The organism is Alkalimonas delamerensis (genome assembly GCF_030717955.1).
Lineage (GTDB): Bacteria > Pseudomonadota > Gammaproteobacteria > Enterobacterales > Alteromonadaceae > Alkalimonas > Alkalimonas delamerensis.
Window position 1 is genome coordinate 276,993 of sequence record NZ_JAUZVY010000002.1, and the last position, 13,956, is coordinate 290,948.

General features: G+C 52.0%; 16 protein-coding genes. 10 read left to right on the forward strand and 6 right to left on the reverse strand.

What is annotated here, in order from left to right; genetic code table 11:
* Nucleotides 1-49: 49 nt before the first annotated feature.
* Entirely contained in the window at nt 50-670 is a 621-nt protein-coding gene (locus tag Q3O59_RS05745; RefSeq protein WP_305944667.1) for a riboflavin synthase subunit alpha, read from the forward strand.
* On the opposite strand, the gene Q3O59_RS05750 is transcribed toward Q3O59_RS05745, so the two are convergent.
* Genes Q3O59_RS05750 through Q3O59_RS05760 form a run of 3 tightly spaced genes read right to left on the reverse strand, consistent with a single transcriptional unit; the run spans nt 664 to nt 2,544 of the window.
* A complete protein-coding gene (locus Q3O59_RS05750; RefSeq protein WP_228591749.1) occupies nt 664-864 on the reverse strand; it encodes a CPXCG motif-containing cysteine-rich protein in 201 nt (66 codons plus the stop codon). The genes Q3O59_RS05745 and Q3O59_RS05750 overlap by 7 nt on opposite strands.
* Nucleotides 865-873: 9 nt before the next feature.
* Entirely contained in the window at nt 874-1,629 is a 756-nt protein-coding gene (locus tag Q3O59_RS05755; RefSeq protein WP_305944668.1) for a pteridine reductase, read from the reverse strand.
* Between the two features lie 54 nt (nt 1,630-1,683).
* Nucleotides 1,684-2,544 (reverse strand): fructosamine kinase family protein, encoded by an 861-nt coding sequence (locus Q3O59_RS05760; protein WP_305944669.1) that lies wholly within the window; start codon nt 2,542-2,544, stop codon nt 1,684-1,686.
* A gap of 285 nt (nt 2,545-2,829) precedes the next feature.
* Between Q3O59_RS05760 and thrS the strand changes: the two genes are divergently transcribed.
* The 4 genes from thrS to rplT all read left to right on the forward strand — a co-directional run bounded on the left by thrS (nt 2,830) and on the right by rplT (nt 5,972).
* Nucleotides 2,830-4,743 carry a threonine--tRNA ligase gene (gene thrS, locus Q3O59_RS05765; protein ID WP_305944670.1) on the forward strand — a complete coding sequence of 638 codons (1,914 nt, stop codon included), beginning with the start codon at nt 2,830-2,832 and terminating at the stop codon, nt 4,741-4,743.
* An 11-nt stretch (nt 4,744-4,754) separates the two neighbouring features.
* Nucleotides 4,755-5,312, forward strand: a complete 558-nt coding sequence (gene infC, locus Q3O59_RS05770; protein WP_305944671.1) for a translation initiation factor IF-3 — start codon at nt 4,755-4,757, stop codon at nt 5,310-5,312.
* 86 nt (nt 5,313-5,398) lie between these two features.
* On the forward strand, nt 5,399-5,596 hold the full coding sequence (gene rpmI, locus Q3O59_RS05775; protein ID WP_091341054.1) for a 50S ribosomal protein L35: 198 nt from the start codon (nt 5,399-5,401) through the stop codon (nt 5,594-5,596).
* 16 nt (nt 5,597-5,612) lie between these two features.
* A complete protein-coding gene (gene rplT, locus Q3O59_RS05780; RefSeq protein ID WP_091340064.1) occupies nt 5,613-5,972 on the forward strand; it encodes a 50S ribosomal protein L20 in 360 nt (119 codons plus the stop codon).
* Nucleotides 5,973-6,104: 132 nt separating this feature from the next.
* Here rplT and Q3O59_RS05785 read toward each other — a convergent pair whose 3' ends face one another.
* A complete protein-coding gene (locus Q3O59_RS05785; RefSeq protein WP_305944672.1) occupies nt 6,105-7,793 on the reverse strand; it encodes a M28 family metallopeptidase in 1,689 nt (562 codons plus the stop codon).
* Nucleotides 7,794-7,913: 120 nt separating this feature from the next.
* On the reverse strand, nt 7,914-8,522 hold the full coding sequence (locus Q3O59_RS05790) for a hypothetical protein (protein WP_305944673.1): 609 nt from the start codon (nt 8,520-8,522) through the stop codon (nt 7,914-7,916).
* 390 nt (nt 8,523-8,912) lie between these two features.
* Between Q3O59_RS05790 and Q3O59_RS05795 the strand changes: the two genes are divergently transcribed.
* Entirely contained in the window at nt 8,913-9,185 is a 273-nt protein-coding gene (locus Q3O59_RS05795) for a DUF3081 family protein (protein WP_305944674.1), read from the forward strand.
* Between the two features lie 6 nt (nt 9,186-9,191).
* Here Q3O59_RS05795 and Q3O59_RS05800 read toward each other — a convergent pair whose 3' ends face one another.
* Complete coding sequence (locus Q3O59_RS05800; RefSeq protein WP_305944675.1) at nt 9,192-9,746, reverse strand: hypothetical protein; 555 nt, start codon at nt 9,744-9,746, stop codon at nt 9,192-9,194.
* A gap of 203 nt (nt 9,747-9,949) precedes the next feature.
* On the opposite strand from Q3O59_RS05800, the gene Q3O59_RS05805 reads away from it, so the two are divergent.
* The 4 genes from Q3O59_RS05805 to Q3O59_RS05820 all read left to right on the forward strand — a co-directional run bounded on the left by Q3O59_RS05805 (nt 9,950) and on the right by Q3O59_RS05820 (nt 13,956).
* Nucleotides 9,950-12,151, forward strand: a complete 2,202-nt coding sequence (locus Q3O59_RS05805; protein ID WP_305945113.1) for a YgiQ family radical SAM protein — start codon at nt 9,950-9,952, stop codon at nt 12,149-12,151.
* A gap of 113 nt (nt 12,152-12,264) precedes the next feature.
* The gene (locus tag Q3O59_RS05810) at nt 12,265-12,750 is read left to right on the forward strand and encodes a GNAT family N-acetyltransferase (RefSeq protein ID WP_305944676.1); all 486 of its coding nucleotides are present in this window, start codon (nt 12,265-12,267) and stop codon (nt 12,748-12,750) included.
* A gap of 11 nt (nt 12,751-12,761) precedes the next feature.
* Nucleotides 12,762-13,547, forward strand: a complete 786-nt coding sequence (locus Q3O59_RS05815) for an SAM-dependent methyltransferase (protein ID WP_305945114.1) — start codon at nt 12,762-12,764, stop codon at nt 13,545-13,547.
* Between the two features lie 109 nt (nt 13,548-13,656).
* A complete protein-coding gene (locus Q3O59_RS05820; protein WP_305944677.1) occupies nt 13,657-13,956 on the forward strand; it encodes a hypothetical protein in 300 nt (99 codons plus the stop codon).

Consider the following 13,956-nt stretch of genomic DNA (forward strand, 5'->3'; position numbering starts at 1 on the left):
GGCGTAGCCCAGCAAAAACGGGCCGTTACTTTAGCACAACAGAGGGGTTATGTTTACAGGAATTGTTCAGACCAAAGCAGAAATCAGCGCCATTACCAAGGGTGAAAACTTCCGGCACCTGATGCTGTCTGTGCCACCGTCGCATCTGCAATCAGTCGCACTGGGGGCCAGTATTGCCATCAATGGTGTTTGTTTAACGGTCACCGCCTTCGATGTCACTGCCGGTCGGGTGGAGTTTGATGTGATTGATGAAACCCTGGCAAGGACCAATCTGGGCGAGCTTGAGGTTGGCAGCCAGGTGAACTTTGAGCGCTCATTGAAATTTGGTGATGAGCTGGGGGGCCATCTAGTCTCCGGCCATGTGCAATGCACAGCGACACTTGCTGAGCTGACACAAAGTGCCGACAACTGCCGGATGCGGCTGACACTGGATAGCGCCCAGCTGCCTTACATTTTGGAAAAAGGCTTTATTACCGTCGATGGCGCCAGCCTGACAGTTGGGGCTGTGCATGCCGATGGCTTTGAGCTGCATTTGATCCCGGAAACATTGAGCATCACCACCCTTGGTCAGCGGATGGTCGGTGATCGGCTGAACATTGAGCTGGATCAGCAAACCCTGACCATCGTCAAAACCGTTGAGCGGGTGCTGGCACAGCGTTTCGCTCAGTAATACTGCTCGTCATCGGCATCGACAAAGAGTTGCACACTGTGATGCAAGTCGTCTTTATGCACCCGTAAATGAATTGGATTGCAGCAATTGCTGCAATCCTCGGTGTAATCCTGATCGTCATCGGTCACTTCAAAGCTGATATGCAGGTGGTGACCGCAAAAAGGGCATTCAATGGTTTGACGTTTGAGCGACATAGCGGCTCCTTAAGCTTTTTTTGCTCCTCCCAGACTTCGGCCGCCATCCACTGCAATAATCTGTCCATTCACATAGCCAGACTGGATGAGAAACAGAGCGGTATCGGCGATATCGTCCGGAGTACCCAAGGTTTCCAGCGGGATTTGCTGCAGGATCATTTGCTTGTCCGCCTCGTCAATATCCGGACTGGGCCAGAGAATGGCACCTGGTGCTATCCCGTTCACCCTAATTGTAGGCGCTAATTCGCGTGCCAGCGACTTTGTCAGCATCAAAAGTGCTGCTTTGGCCATGCAGTAGATCGGGTGCTCCAGCAAGGGGCGCTCGGCGTGAATATCCACCATGTTGATGATGCAGCCCTGTTGCTGTGACAACATCGGGGCCAGTGCCTGGCTTAAGAAAAAAGGCGCCTTGGCATTGGAGCCCATCAACTGCTCCCATTGTTCGAAGCTGGCCTTACCAACTGGGGTTGGGTAAAACGCCGATGCGTTGTTTACCAGGACATCCAGCCGGTTGAACGCCTGCTGTGCGGCGGTGGCAACCTGCGTCAGGCTGTGGTTGCAGCTCAGATCGCCTTGCACCAAAGCGGCACTCTCGGGGCGTTGCTGATTCAGTTGTGCTGCCAGGGCCTGCGCTTCTTCGGCGGAGTGCTGGTAATGGATGATGACCCGGTATTGTTGTTGATGCAGCCGTTCAATGATGGCGCGGCCCAGCCGCTTGGCACTGCCGGTGACCAAAGCGACCGGACGGGAGGATGAGGTAGTCATAGTTCATTCGCCACAGGAAAAGAAGCTATCTTACCAGCAGCAAGCGGCTTTGGATCAATAAAACAGCTGTTTCACCATGTCTTGCGCCTGCACCAGGTAACTGCCACGGAACAGGTAGGCGTGATTCAGCACATGGTACAGATTGTACAAAGGCTTGCGCTCCTGGTAGTTGGCATCCAACGGCGCTGCTTGCTGGTACTGGTGATAAAAGTGCTCTGGAAAGCGGCCAAACAACTCGCTGAAGGCAATGTCGACTTCGCGATCGCCATAGTAACTGGCCGGGTCAAACACCACCGGTTCATCGGCGGTAAAACCCACATTACCGCGCCAAAAGTCGCCATGCACCAGGCTGGGAGTAGGCTGGTGATGATTCAGCCGTTGCCGGCATTGCTCCACCAGCGCATCAATTTTCCCAAAACCAAAGCCTTGCTCTTGCAGCAATTGCAGCAACCAACCAAAGCGTTGCTCCGAGAAAAAACTGCTCCAGTTGCCATGCCACTTATTTGGCTGACTGGTACGGCCAACGCAGGTGTCCCAGTCAAAGCCATACATGGCCTGACCACTGTCTGCATGCATTCGGGCCATGGCTTGCCCTAAGGCGTCCCAGCCGGCATCGTGCTCTTCTATCAGTGGAATGTACTCCAGCACCAAAAAGGCTTTGTCCAGCGTTTGGCCGTAGCATATGACCTTGGGAACCCGAATCGCGTGGCGATGCTCGATGGTTTGCAGGCTCATGGCTTCAGCAATGAATTGTTCCAGCTCTTCTTTTTCATTCAACTTGATAAAAAAGTCGTGCTGATCATCAAAGATGTGGTAGGCAAGGTTGATATCGCCTCCGCTCAGTTGTTGTTTAGAGACAACTTTAAAGTCACTGTCCAGCTCACTGTTGATATGCTCTGCAATGGCTTGCCACATTGCTGCTGCTCCAATTTTACCGGTAAGACATTGAGTATGGCGTATCTGGCAGAAAATTCCTGCTGCAAGGGCAGTTTCTATGGTGGCTTGTGCTGCTGAATGCTATGATAGCGGCGCTGACGCACAGGGTATTCCGCGTTGTGTACCAAATGGCTCTTTGTAGGGGTCATCCACTGGTCTGCAAGGCATACCGTCTCAGCCCTGGCACCTATCGGTTGCCGGGTAAACACTTTTTATACTCATATGTGACCCTTGGTATGGGCCACCACTGGAAAAGGACAAGTCATGCCTGTAATTACTTTGCCTGACGGCAGTCAGCGCGTCTTCGAGCACTCAGTTTCTGTGATGGATGTCGCCAAAGACATTGGCCCTGGTTTGGCGAAAGCCACCATCGCTGGTCGTGTCAATGGTCAGTTGGTTGATGCCTGCGATCCGATTGAGCAGGATGCAGAGCTGCAAATCATCACCGCCAAAAACGAGGAAGGTCTGGAGATTATCCGCCATTCCTGTGCGCATTTGCTGGGGCATGCCATCAAGCAACTCTGGCCCAATGTCAAAATGGCCATCGGTCCTGTGATCGACAAAGGGTTTTACTACGACGTGGATATGGAGCACTCGCTCAGCCAGGACGATTTGCAGCGGCTGGAGCAGCGTATGCTGGAGCTGGCGAAAACCGAATACGACGTCATCAAGAAAAAAGTCAGCTGGCAAGAAGCCTTCGATGCCTTTAAAGCCCGAGGCGAGAATTACAAGCTGCAGATTTTGCAGGAAAACGTCAGCAAAGACGACCAGCCTGGCCTGTACCATCACGAAGAATACCTCGACATGTGCCGTGGTCCGCACGTGCCGAACATGAAGTTCTGTCAGCACTTTAAAATTATGAAAGTGGCCGGTGCCTACTGGCGTGGCGACTCCAACAACAAGATGCTGCAACGGATTTATGGCACTGCCTGGGCCGATAAAAAGCAGCTGGCCGCCTACCTGAAACAATTGGAAGAAGCGGAGAAACGCGATCACCGCAAAATTGGCAAGGCACTGAATCTGTTCCATTGGCAGGAAGAAGCGCCGGGTATGGTGTTCTGGCACGACGATGGCTGGAAAATCTACAAAGCCATCGAAAGTTACATGCGCGACAAACTGGTCGAGTACGATTACGAGGAAGTTCGGGCGCCGATGATCATGGATGTGTCGATGTGGGAGAAATCTGGCCACTGGGACAAATACCACGACAACATCTTTGCCACCGAGTCGGAAAAGCGCACTTATGCGGTGAAGCCGATGAACTGCCCGGGCCATGTGCAGATTTTTAATCAGGGCTTAAAAAGCTACCGCGACCTGCCATACCGCATGGCCGAGTTTGGCATTGTGCACCGCAATGAGCCATCGGGCGCTTTGCATGGCCTGATGCGGGTGCGCTCCTTTACTCAGGATGATGCCCATGTGTTCTGTACCGAAGAGCAAATTCTGGACGAAGTGACCAGCTGCATCAAAATGGTGTACGACGTCTACAAAGACTTTGGCTTTAGCGACAACATTGACATTAAGTTGTCGACCCGTCCCGAAAAGCGCATTGGCAGCGATGAAAGCTGGGATAAATCCGAGCAAGCACTGGCCGAGGCCTTGCAGCGCAATGAGCTGGAGTTTCAGTACCAGCCGGGCGAAGGGGCCTTCTATGGTCCCAAGATTGAATTTACCTTGTACGACTCCATTGGCCGGGCCTGGCAGTGTGGTACCATTCAGCTCGATTTCTCGATGCCAGCCCGTCTGGGCGCGCAATACGTGGCTGAAGATGGCGAGCGCAAACCACCGGTGATGATTCACCGCGCTATTTTAGGCTCGCTGGAGCGTTTTATCGGTATTTTGATCGAAGAGTACGCCGGTTTGTTCCCGGCCTGGCTGGCGCCAACTCAGGTGGTGGTGATGAATATTACCGACCATCAGGCCGAATATGTGCAAAAATTGGTGAAAACTTTCAAATCTCAGGGCATTCGAGTGATAAGTGACTTGAGAAATGAGAAAATAGGCTTTAAAATCCGCGAGCATACCTTAAAGCGGATCCCGTACCTGCTGGTTGTCGGCGATAAAGAAATGGAAGCCGGTGATGTAGCAGTGCGCACCCGCAAAGGGGAAGACCTGGGTAAAATGTCCATCGACAGCTTTGTAGCCAAGCTGCAGGCGGAAGTGGCAGCCAAGTCTTAATTATTCTTTTCTTGGAGGAACGAACCATTAAAGTCGGAAAAAAGAATCAGGCAGCACCACGGGCAAACCGCCTAAATGAAGAGATCAACGTACGTGAAGTACGTTTGGTCGGTGTCGAAGGAGAGCAGCTGGGTGTTATCCCAACTGCGGAAGCTCTGAGTATGGCTGAGGACGCCGGAGTCGATCTGGTTGAAGTTAGCCCAAATGCGGAACCTCCGGTCTGTAAGCTGATGGATTATGGTAAGTTCCTGTTTGAAAAAAGTAAGGCTCTGAAAGAGCAGAAGAAAAAGCAAAAGCAGATCCAGATTAAGGAAGTAAAATTCCGGCCTGGAACTGATGAAGGCGATTACCAGGTCAAACTACGCAACCTGCGTCGCTTTATTGAAGAGGGTGACAAAGCCAAAGTCACACTGCGTTATCGCGGTCGTGAAATGGCGCATCAGGAAATTGGCATTGAGATGCTGAATCGGATTAAAGCCGATCTGGAAGACATTGCCGTGTGCGAATCTTTCCCCCATCGGGTGGAAGGTCGCCAAATGACCATGATGCTGGCCCCAATTAAGAAGTAATAAGGCTTTCAAGCGCATGCCGCTGGCTTTTAGTCAGTGGCTGACGCCTTATTATTCGTTGTTAACTACAATGCGAGTTTTATACTATGCCAAAGATGAAAACCAACAAAGGTGCCGCGAAGCGTTTCAAAAAAACAGCTTCTGGTAGCTTTAAACGCAAGCAATCACACCTTCGCCACATCCTGACGAAGAAAAGCTCTAAGCGTAAGCGTCAACTGGGTCCTAAAACCCTGGTTGCTAAAGTTGATATTGCCGGTCTTGACCGCTGCATGCCATACGCATAACGAATAGGAGCTTGACATGCCAAGAGTAAAACGTGGTGTAACGGCGCGCGCGCGTCATAAGAAGGTGTTAAACCAGGCGAAAGGTTACTACGGTGCCCGCAGTCGTGTTTATCGTGTTGCTTTCCAGGCGGTAATTAAGGCAGGCCAATACGCCTACCGTGACCGTCGTCAGCGTAAGCGTCAATTCCGTCAACTGTGGATTGCCCGTATCAACGCGGCTTCCCGTCAGAATGGTCTGTCTTACAGCCGTTTCATTGCAGGCCTGAAAAAAGCCTCAGTAGAAATCGACCGTAAGATCCTGGCGGACATCGCTGTGTACGACAAGGCGGCTTTCACCGCTCTGGTCAACAAAGCGAAAGAAGGTCTGGCAGCCTAAGTTGCTATCTTCATAAAAAAAGCACCTTCGGGTGCTTTTTTTATGCCTGCTTGCTATTCGCCGCAGATAAAAAGGGCTGTGGTAGGGATAAAAAAGGGCAGCCGAAGCTGCCCTGGTTAGCTAGCCGATGGTTTACTGACGAGCATCGGCACTGGCATCACGGATGGCTCGGAACTCGTTGCCAGGGTACCAGTTTGGCCAATGACGGCTGTTGGCCAGCTCGTTGCCGACACGGAAATACAAGAACATGTCTTGCTGGGTACCGCGCAGATCAAAGTCGTCGCGCCACTGGTCGGTGACTTTGTGGTAGCAGCAACGGTTAAATTCAGCGCGCTGGGCTGCACCCCATTCGGCACCATGCTGGTAGTGATCATTGCCACCACTGGCGTACAGAATTGGCACACCTTTCTTGGACAGACTGAAGTGATCGGAGCGGTAGGCAATGCCGGCTTCCGGGTTTGGCTCTGCCACGGCATAACGGCCTTGCTGCTTGGTGTACTTCACCAGAATTTCTTCCACATCCGTATTACCCAGCCCCACTATCACCATGTCTTCCATCGGTCCATAGACATTCATCACATCCATATTGATGGCGGCCACGGTTTTCTCCAGCGGAAACACCGGATGTTCGGCGTACCAGGCCGAGCCCAGCAAACCACGCTCTTCGGCTGTGACCAGAATAAAGGCAATGCTGCGCTCTGGCTGCGGCTGCTGCACAAAGTACTCGGCCAGTGCCATCACGGCACCGGTGCCGCTGGCATTGTCCTGAGCGCCATTAAAGACCGGGTTGCTGGGGTTGGAGAAATCCATGCCCAGGTGATCCCAGTGCGCCATGTAGATGATGGTTTCATCCGGGTACATGCTGCCTTCGATGTAGCCAATGACGTTGCTGGACACCAGCTCACGCAGGTTATTCTTCACCGAGACAGAGGCGGTGGTGTTCAGCGGAACCGGTTTGAAGGCACCTGACAAGGCTTGAGCCCGCAAGGTTTCAATGTCGGTGTCGTTGGCTGCAAACAAGCGACCGGCGGTTTCGGCCGTGATCCAGCCTTCAATTTTAGAGCGGTCCATGTTTTTGTTGTCACTGATCAAGTCAAACTTGATTGGGGAACCATGTGCCACAACTCCCCAGCCATAGCTGGCCGGCTCGGTTTCGTGGATAATCAGGGCAGCGGCTGCACCTTGGCGGGCGGCTTCTTCAAACTTGTAGGTCCAGCGGCCATAGTAGGTCATGGCATTGCCGTTAAACAGCTCTGGGTTCTGGGTGGCGTAGCCAGGATCATTGACCAACATCACCACGGTTTTGCCGGTCACATCCAGACCTTCGTAGTCGTTCCAGTCGTATTCCGGTGCCACTATGCCATAGCCGACAAAGACCATCTCGCTGTCTTTGAGCTCGACGCCATCGACTACCCGGGTGGTCCAGGCCATGACGTCGTCACGGTAGGTCAGGGTGGTTTCCAACGCGCCGTTCAGGGCCATGCCCGATACCTGAACCGGATCGATCTGCACCAGGGACACCGGTTGTTTGTAGCTGTCACCATCGATTGGCTTTAAGCCAATACGGCGGAAATGATCTTCCAGGTAGGCGACGGTTTTGGTTTCACCGGCCGTTGCCGGTGCCCGGCCTTGAAACTCGTCCGAAGACAAGGTTTTGATGTACTCAGCCAAACGTGGATTCATCTCGGTATCGCGTTGATACCAGGCCAGACTGCTGTCGGCTTCGGTTTCAACGGCGGTGTGCTGCTCCGGCTGGCTGCAACCGGTCAGTGCAAGGCAGCTTGCTGCCAGGGTTCCTGAAAACCAATGCAATGGTTTCATAAATTAACTCCAGTGGATATCGTTATCATTATCGTAGGATGGTACTGCGGGACTATACTAACCTGAAGCGAAAAGAGGTGCCAACAACTCCGATCGAGTTGCTGGCTGCAGTGGATAAACTTACTGATAGCCCCAAGGGGTTGGCGGCAAGTCAACCGGCTTGGTCAGATCAAAATCAACCCGGAATTCGCGGCCTTCGCGCGTCAAGCGGTAGGTAAACTGCTCGGGGTAAATAAACATTTGCCAGACGTTGGTGTTGGACGCCGGAATGCCATCTTTGACAAACTCTTCGATGGAGTATTGGTCAACCGGGAAGGACTGCACCCGATCAAAGCCGGCATCGACGGTGTGGCCGCCGTACATGGTCATCGGATCATTGCTGCCATCTTCTAAGCGGTGATCGTGTTTCAGACTAATACCTGAGCCTGTCTTGGTCAGGATCCAGGTACGCGAATGGTTGTCCCCGACATGGAAAGGGATCTGAATCTGATGATCTTCACACACCCGGACGTGCATCACCAGCCGACCTTCAAAACCTGAAGCCGGTGGGTTATTGACCGTTACCTTGCCTTCGTAGGCTTTGCCACAATGTTCACGCAAATGATCAAAAAATGCATCGTGGGTCGGGATGGAAACCAGAGGAGCCGGGGCAACGATGTTGGCCGAACTGGCAAAAGACACGGCCAAAGCCGCGGCGGAAAGTGCGAAAGTTTTCGTTATTTTTTTCATCGATGGAGAGTCCATTGAGTTGTGGGTCCGCTGGCACTATACCCAGAACAGCACCAGGGTTCAAATCCGACTACACTGGTAAGACGTATTTATACCTAAGTAACCTCAAGATGCGAGTTTCAGAGTCGCTGGGCGCTTTCAATGCAAGGCACCCTGGCGACGCAATGTCGACCACCTTGCTAGCCAGGGTAACACCGCAGTGGAAGCGCCCAGCGGCTCCCGCAGGGCGGGGCTAAAAGCACTTTATGCCGCGTTCGCTGTTCTTGCTTTGGAACCACCAAAGCTTCAAATAGCCGCCTTGCCTAAAGTGCTTTTATCTCCCGCTGAATCCTGCATCTTGAGGTTACTTAGGTATATGAAGCGGTGCCACAAACAGACAAAGAGGATGCTATGGAGCACAAACTGACCAGCAAATTTTTAATGGATGTTTATGCCAAAATTGAAAAGCATGGCAAAGCAACCACCACGGAATGGGGCGAGGGCTACTTGCTTGATGGGGTTCAGGTGTGCGCAGGCTTTGATGGCTATGATTTGTTTTTTGACAACAGCCGGGTGCAGCTGACTCTGGGTTTTCACAACACCTGGCACAGCAATGCCGACAGCGAAAAGCTGCTGGATGAGTTTATCCAGCAGCTTGAGAAGATACAGAAGAACTACGACTAGATGGTTCTAATTCAGCCCCGTTTCATCCTGCGGGTTGCGCTGACTCACATTGACAGTTTCAGGCTCGGGCTCAGCCGCAAGGGCTTCTTGCTGCACGGAGGCTGTCGTTGCTACTGGCGCTTCACTTTCGGGAGCTGTAGCTGCTTCAGGCTCTGCGGCATCAGCACGCTCAACGGGCTCACTCAGTTGCGCCTGGCGGTTATCATTCAAACGCTCGGCCAGGCTGTTTAAACGGGCTAACGCATCGGTTAAGGATTGATTGCCCTGACCGGATGCATCGTCAAATAAGTTGGCCACCAACTGGGCTTGCTGCTGACTATTTTGCTCACGAAAATCCTGCAGCGCTTGCTGAAAGTCGGCATTGTCTTGTTCAAAAGCCGCCCGGGCCTGTGGGCTGATGTCCACCGAAGAGACATCCTGCGTGGTAGCCGTCGGCTGATTGTTACCCGGTGTGGTCTGTGTTTCCGGCTGCTCAGTCGTCTCGGGCCGGGGCTGCCGGGCGTTGGACAGCAGTTGGCTGGCCTCGAAGGCGGCTGGATTGGTACTTTCTACTGTGGCCATAGGAAACCTCCAGTGGCTGTTTGCCGAAAGAATACCTTTAGTATACTTTTTGAGCAGAAATTTTCAAGCTGCAGCACTGAAGCAGGATGCTGCAGGCTGTAATTTACCGGGGGAAAGCGGTATAATCCGCCTTTGTTTTTTATCAGGCCGTTTTCATGTCGCAGCCCGCAAAATTACTTCGTACCCGCGCCCCCGTTCCCCGGATGGCGCCTGAACGTGATCTGTTTTCCTATCCGAAGTATTGGGCGGAGTGTTACGGTACCGCGCCTTTTTTGCCGATGTCGCGCAAAGAGATGGAGCAACTGGGCTGGGACAGCTGCGATATTATTCTGGTGGTGGGCGATGCCTATGTCGATCATCCCAGCTTTGGCATGGCGGTGGTCGGTCGGATGCTGGAGCAGCAGGGCTTTCGGGTGGGGATCATTGCCCAGCCAGACTGGCACAGCAAAGACGATTTTATGCGCCTTGGCAAGCCAAACCTGTTTTTTGGCGTTTCTGCCGGCAATATGGACTCGATGATCAACCGTTACACCGCCGATAAAAAGTTGCGGCATGACGATGCGTATACCCCAGGCGATGTGGGCGGCAAAAGGCCGGATAGGGCAGTGCTGGTGTACTCGCAGCGCTGCAAAGAGGCCTACAAAGAAGTGCCGGTGATCATCGGTGGCATTGAAGCCAGCTTGCGCCGTATTGCCCATTACGATTACTGGTCGGAAAAAGTACGTCGCTCGGTGTTGTTCGATGCCAAAGCCGACTTGCTGATTTATGGCAATGCCGAGCGCCCATTGATTGAAGTGGCCAGCCGGATTGCCGCCGGAGAACCGGTCAGCAGCATTCAGGATGTGCGGGGTACCGCTGTGATCCGTAAAGAGCCGTTAGCTGGCTGGCGTGGGGTAGACTCCACCGCACTGGATAAAATCGGCAAAATCGATCCCATCCCCAACCCCTATGGCGCCGATGATGTTGGTTGCAGCAGCTACTCCGAGTTTGCCAAAGCCGGTATTGATTTAACCAAACCGCAACCAGTGGAAGCCAAAGCCGTGGTGGTGCAGCCAGCCAAGCAAAAGCCGTGGGAGCTCACTTACGTCAAGCTGCCAGCCTTTGAACAGGTCTCGGTGAATAAACCGCTCTATGCCCATGCCTCGCGCATTGTGCATCAGGAAACCAACCCAGGCTGCGCCCGCGCCATTATGCAGCGTCATGGCGATCGCCATATCTGGGTCAACCCGCCGGCTTTTCCACTGAGTACCGAAGAAATGGATCTGGTGTTCGGCTTGCCCTACCAGCGGGTACCGCACCCCAGCTACGGCAAGGCGAAAATTCCAGCCTATGAGATGATCAAAACCTCGGTGAATATAATGCGTGGCTGCTTTGGTGGTTGCAGCTTTTGCTCCATTACCGAGCACGAAGGCCGGGTGATCCAAAGCCGCTCAAATGAATCGATTTTGCGCGAAGTGGAGCAAATCCGTGACAAAGTACCGGGGTTTACCGGTGTGATCTCGGACTTAGGCGGCCCAACGGCTAATATGTATCGGCTGCGCTGCAAGAACCCCCGTGCCGAGCAAACCTGTCGTAGGCCATCCTGCGTCTATCCCAGCATTTGCGAGCACATGGATACCGATCAAAGCCCGACGGTCGAACTGTACCGTGAAGCCCGGTCTTTGCCGGGCATTAAAAAAGTGCTGGTGGCGTCGGGTGTACGCTACGACTTGGCGGTGGAAGATCCAAATTACGTCAAAGAGCTGGTGCAGCATCATGTCGGTGGCTATTTAAAAATTGCACCTGAACACACCGAAGAAGGCCCTTTATCAAAAATGATGAAGCCAGGCATGGGCGCGTACGATAAGTTCAAAGCCATGTTCGAGCAGTACAGCAAAGAAGCCGGCAAAGAGCAGTACCTGATCCCATACTTTATTTCGGCGCACCCGGGCACTACTGACCTGGATATGATCAATCTGGCACTTTGGTTAAAGCAACGTGGTTTTAAGTTGGACCAGGTGCAGAACTTTTACCCCAGCCCGATGGCGAATGCGACCACTATTTACCATACCGGCTTGAACTCGCTGAAGAACATCCACAAACACAGCACCGACGATGTGCCGGTGCCCAAGGGCGAGCGCAACCGGCGTCTGCACAAGGCTCTGCTGCGTTACCACGACCCGGCAGGCTGGGGGCAAATTCGCGAAGCCTTGATTGCGCACAAGATGGAGCACCTGATTGGCCGTGGTAAAGATTGCCTGGTGCCACCGGATGATCACAAGCCTGCGGTTCGCCGACCTGCCAACTCAAAGCCTGGTCAGCGAGCACTGACTCGCCATACCGGTCTGGATCCGGCAAAAAGAGCCGCAGGCAAGCACAAACCGACTAAGAGAAAAGCCAAGCGGGGTTCAACCAACAAAGTTTAATCTTCGTTTTGTAGGCAAAGTGTATAAGGAAGCTTGCTATCATTGAAACGAAACCTCATCAGCTGAAAAAAGTCATTCCAGAGCCATCTGAGCTGTGCTTTAGGACTGTTCTATTGCAGTCTCGTCTTTTAGTACCATCCGATCATGCTTTTTATGCAGAGCTATACAGTGACCATGCCATCATGCGTCATATTGGAACACCGTTAACGGCTGAGCTAGCAGAGCGAAGCTTTCGCCAGGCTTTAAAGCATAATGCAGCAACGGATTGGCAACGTTTGTTTTATGTGATTGAAGATAAAGCAAGGTTTCGTTTAGGCTTGCTTGGCTTTACTCAGGATGCAGATGATGAAACTGCCATTGAGCTTGGGATTCTGCTCTGCAAGGAAGCGCAAGGCAAAGGTTTATCGACAAGTACGATAAAGGCAGGAATAGAAAAAGTGTTTGAAACTTCAATTTTTCAAAAAGTCAGGCTTGAAGTTCATCGTGAAAATATGGCTGCGGTCGCTATGGCGCAGAGTATAGCCAGGAAGTTTTACTCTGAGCAAACAATAAACAACAATCAATTTTGCTTCAACTACCAGCCATTGACAAGCGATTGAAGGAGATCATGATGCAGCAAGGCAGTCTTGTTTGTGTTGGAACAGGTATGACTTTAGGGTCGCATATCAGCCCTATCAGCCGCAATTGTATTGAGCAGGCCGACGTCGTTTTTGTACTGGTAGCCGATGGTATCACCGAGCAATGGATAGAAAGCATGAATGCCGATGTACGTAGTTTGCAGCCGTATTACTGCGAGGGACAATCTCGGATGCTAAGTTACCAAAAAATGCTCGCGGCTATGATAACTGAGGTGAAGGCTGGTAAGAACGTGGTTGGCGCTTTTTATGGTCATCCGGGCGTTTTTGCCTGGGTACCACACAAAGCGATTGAAATGGCTCGCGAAGAAGGATACCAAGCCTTTATGGAGCCAGGTATTTCAGCTGAAGATTGTTTGTACGCTGATTTGGGGATTGATCCCGGGACTTATGGTTGCCAGCATTACGAAGCCAGTCAGTTAATTTTTTATCAGACATTGCTTAACCCTGCTGCCTATCTGATCATCTGGCAGCCCGGTGTAGCGGGAGATAGAAGCCTGGCTAAATTTAGCACTGGTCCTGAATACAAAGCACTGCTGTTGGAGGTGCTGTTGCAAAGTTACCCAGCCGAACATGAAGTTTTGCTGTATGAGGCTGCCAACCTGGCTATTCAACAAGTTCGATTGGAAAGACTTCCATTGTCAGCACTTGTCAATGCCAGGATTGATTTGAAAACAACCCTTGTCATCCCACCAACTCGTCCTATGGCACCCAACCATGCCATGCTTGAAAAGCTAAAGCAGCTTGAACAACAAGACTAAGTTATTAATAAAACCACTGAAAATTAAGATGTTTGCAGAAGACATTGAACGAAAATTAGTTTATGTTTGAGGTAAATGTTTATTTAGTCAGTTTTCTTCGGGGGGTCTGATGAATGATCTGGTAAAGCAGTTAGAGTTAATTGGCACCTCAGCAAGCTACCGCTTTGACCGTGCGCAGATGATGGTGTTGCTCGAGTCAGTTATTTCTCGTGACTTGGTGCATGCTGTGATGGGCGGCGGTGCAGTAAAGCCTTTGGAGGTCGCGATAAATAGCCGTTCGGACCTTGTCTGTGGTTTGCAGCCGGCAGAGGTTCCGGACGAAGAAAAACCACAGAAGGATGATGAAGATGACGATCAACAAGAGTCTGACAACGAAGCGACATCATCTGGCTTAAAAAACGTTGCATAA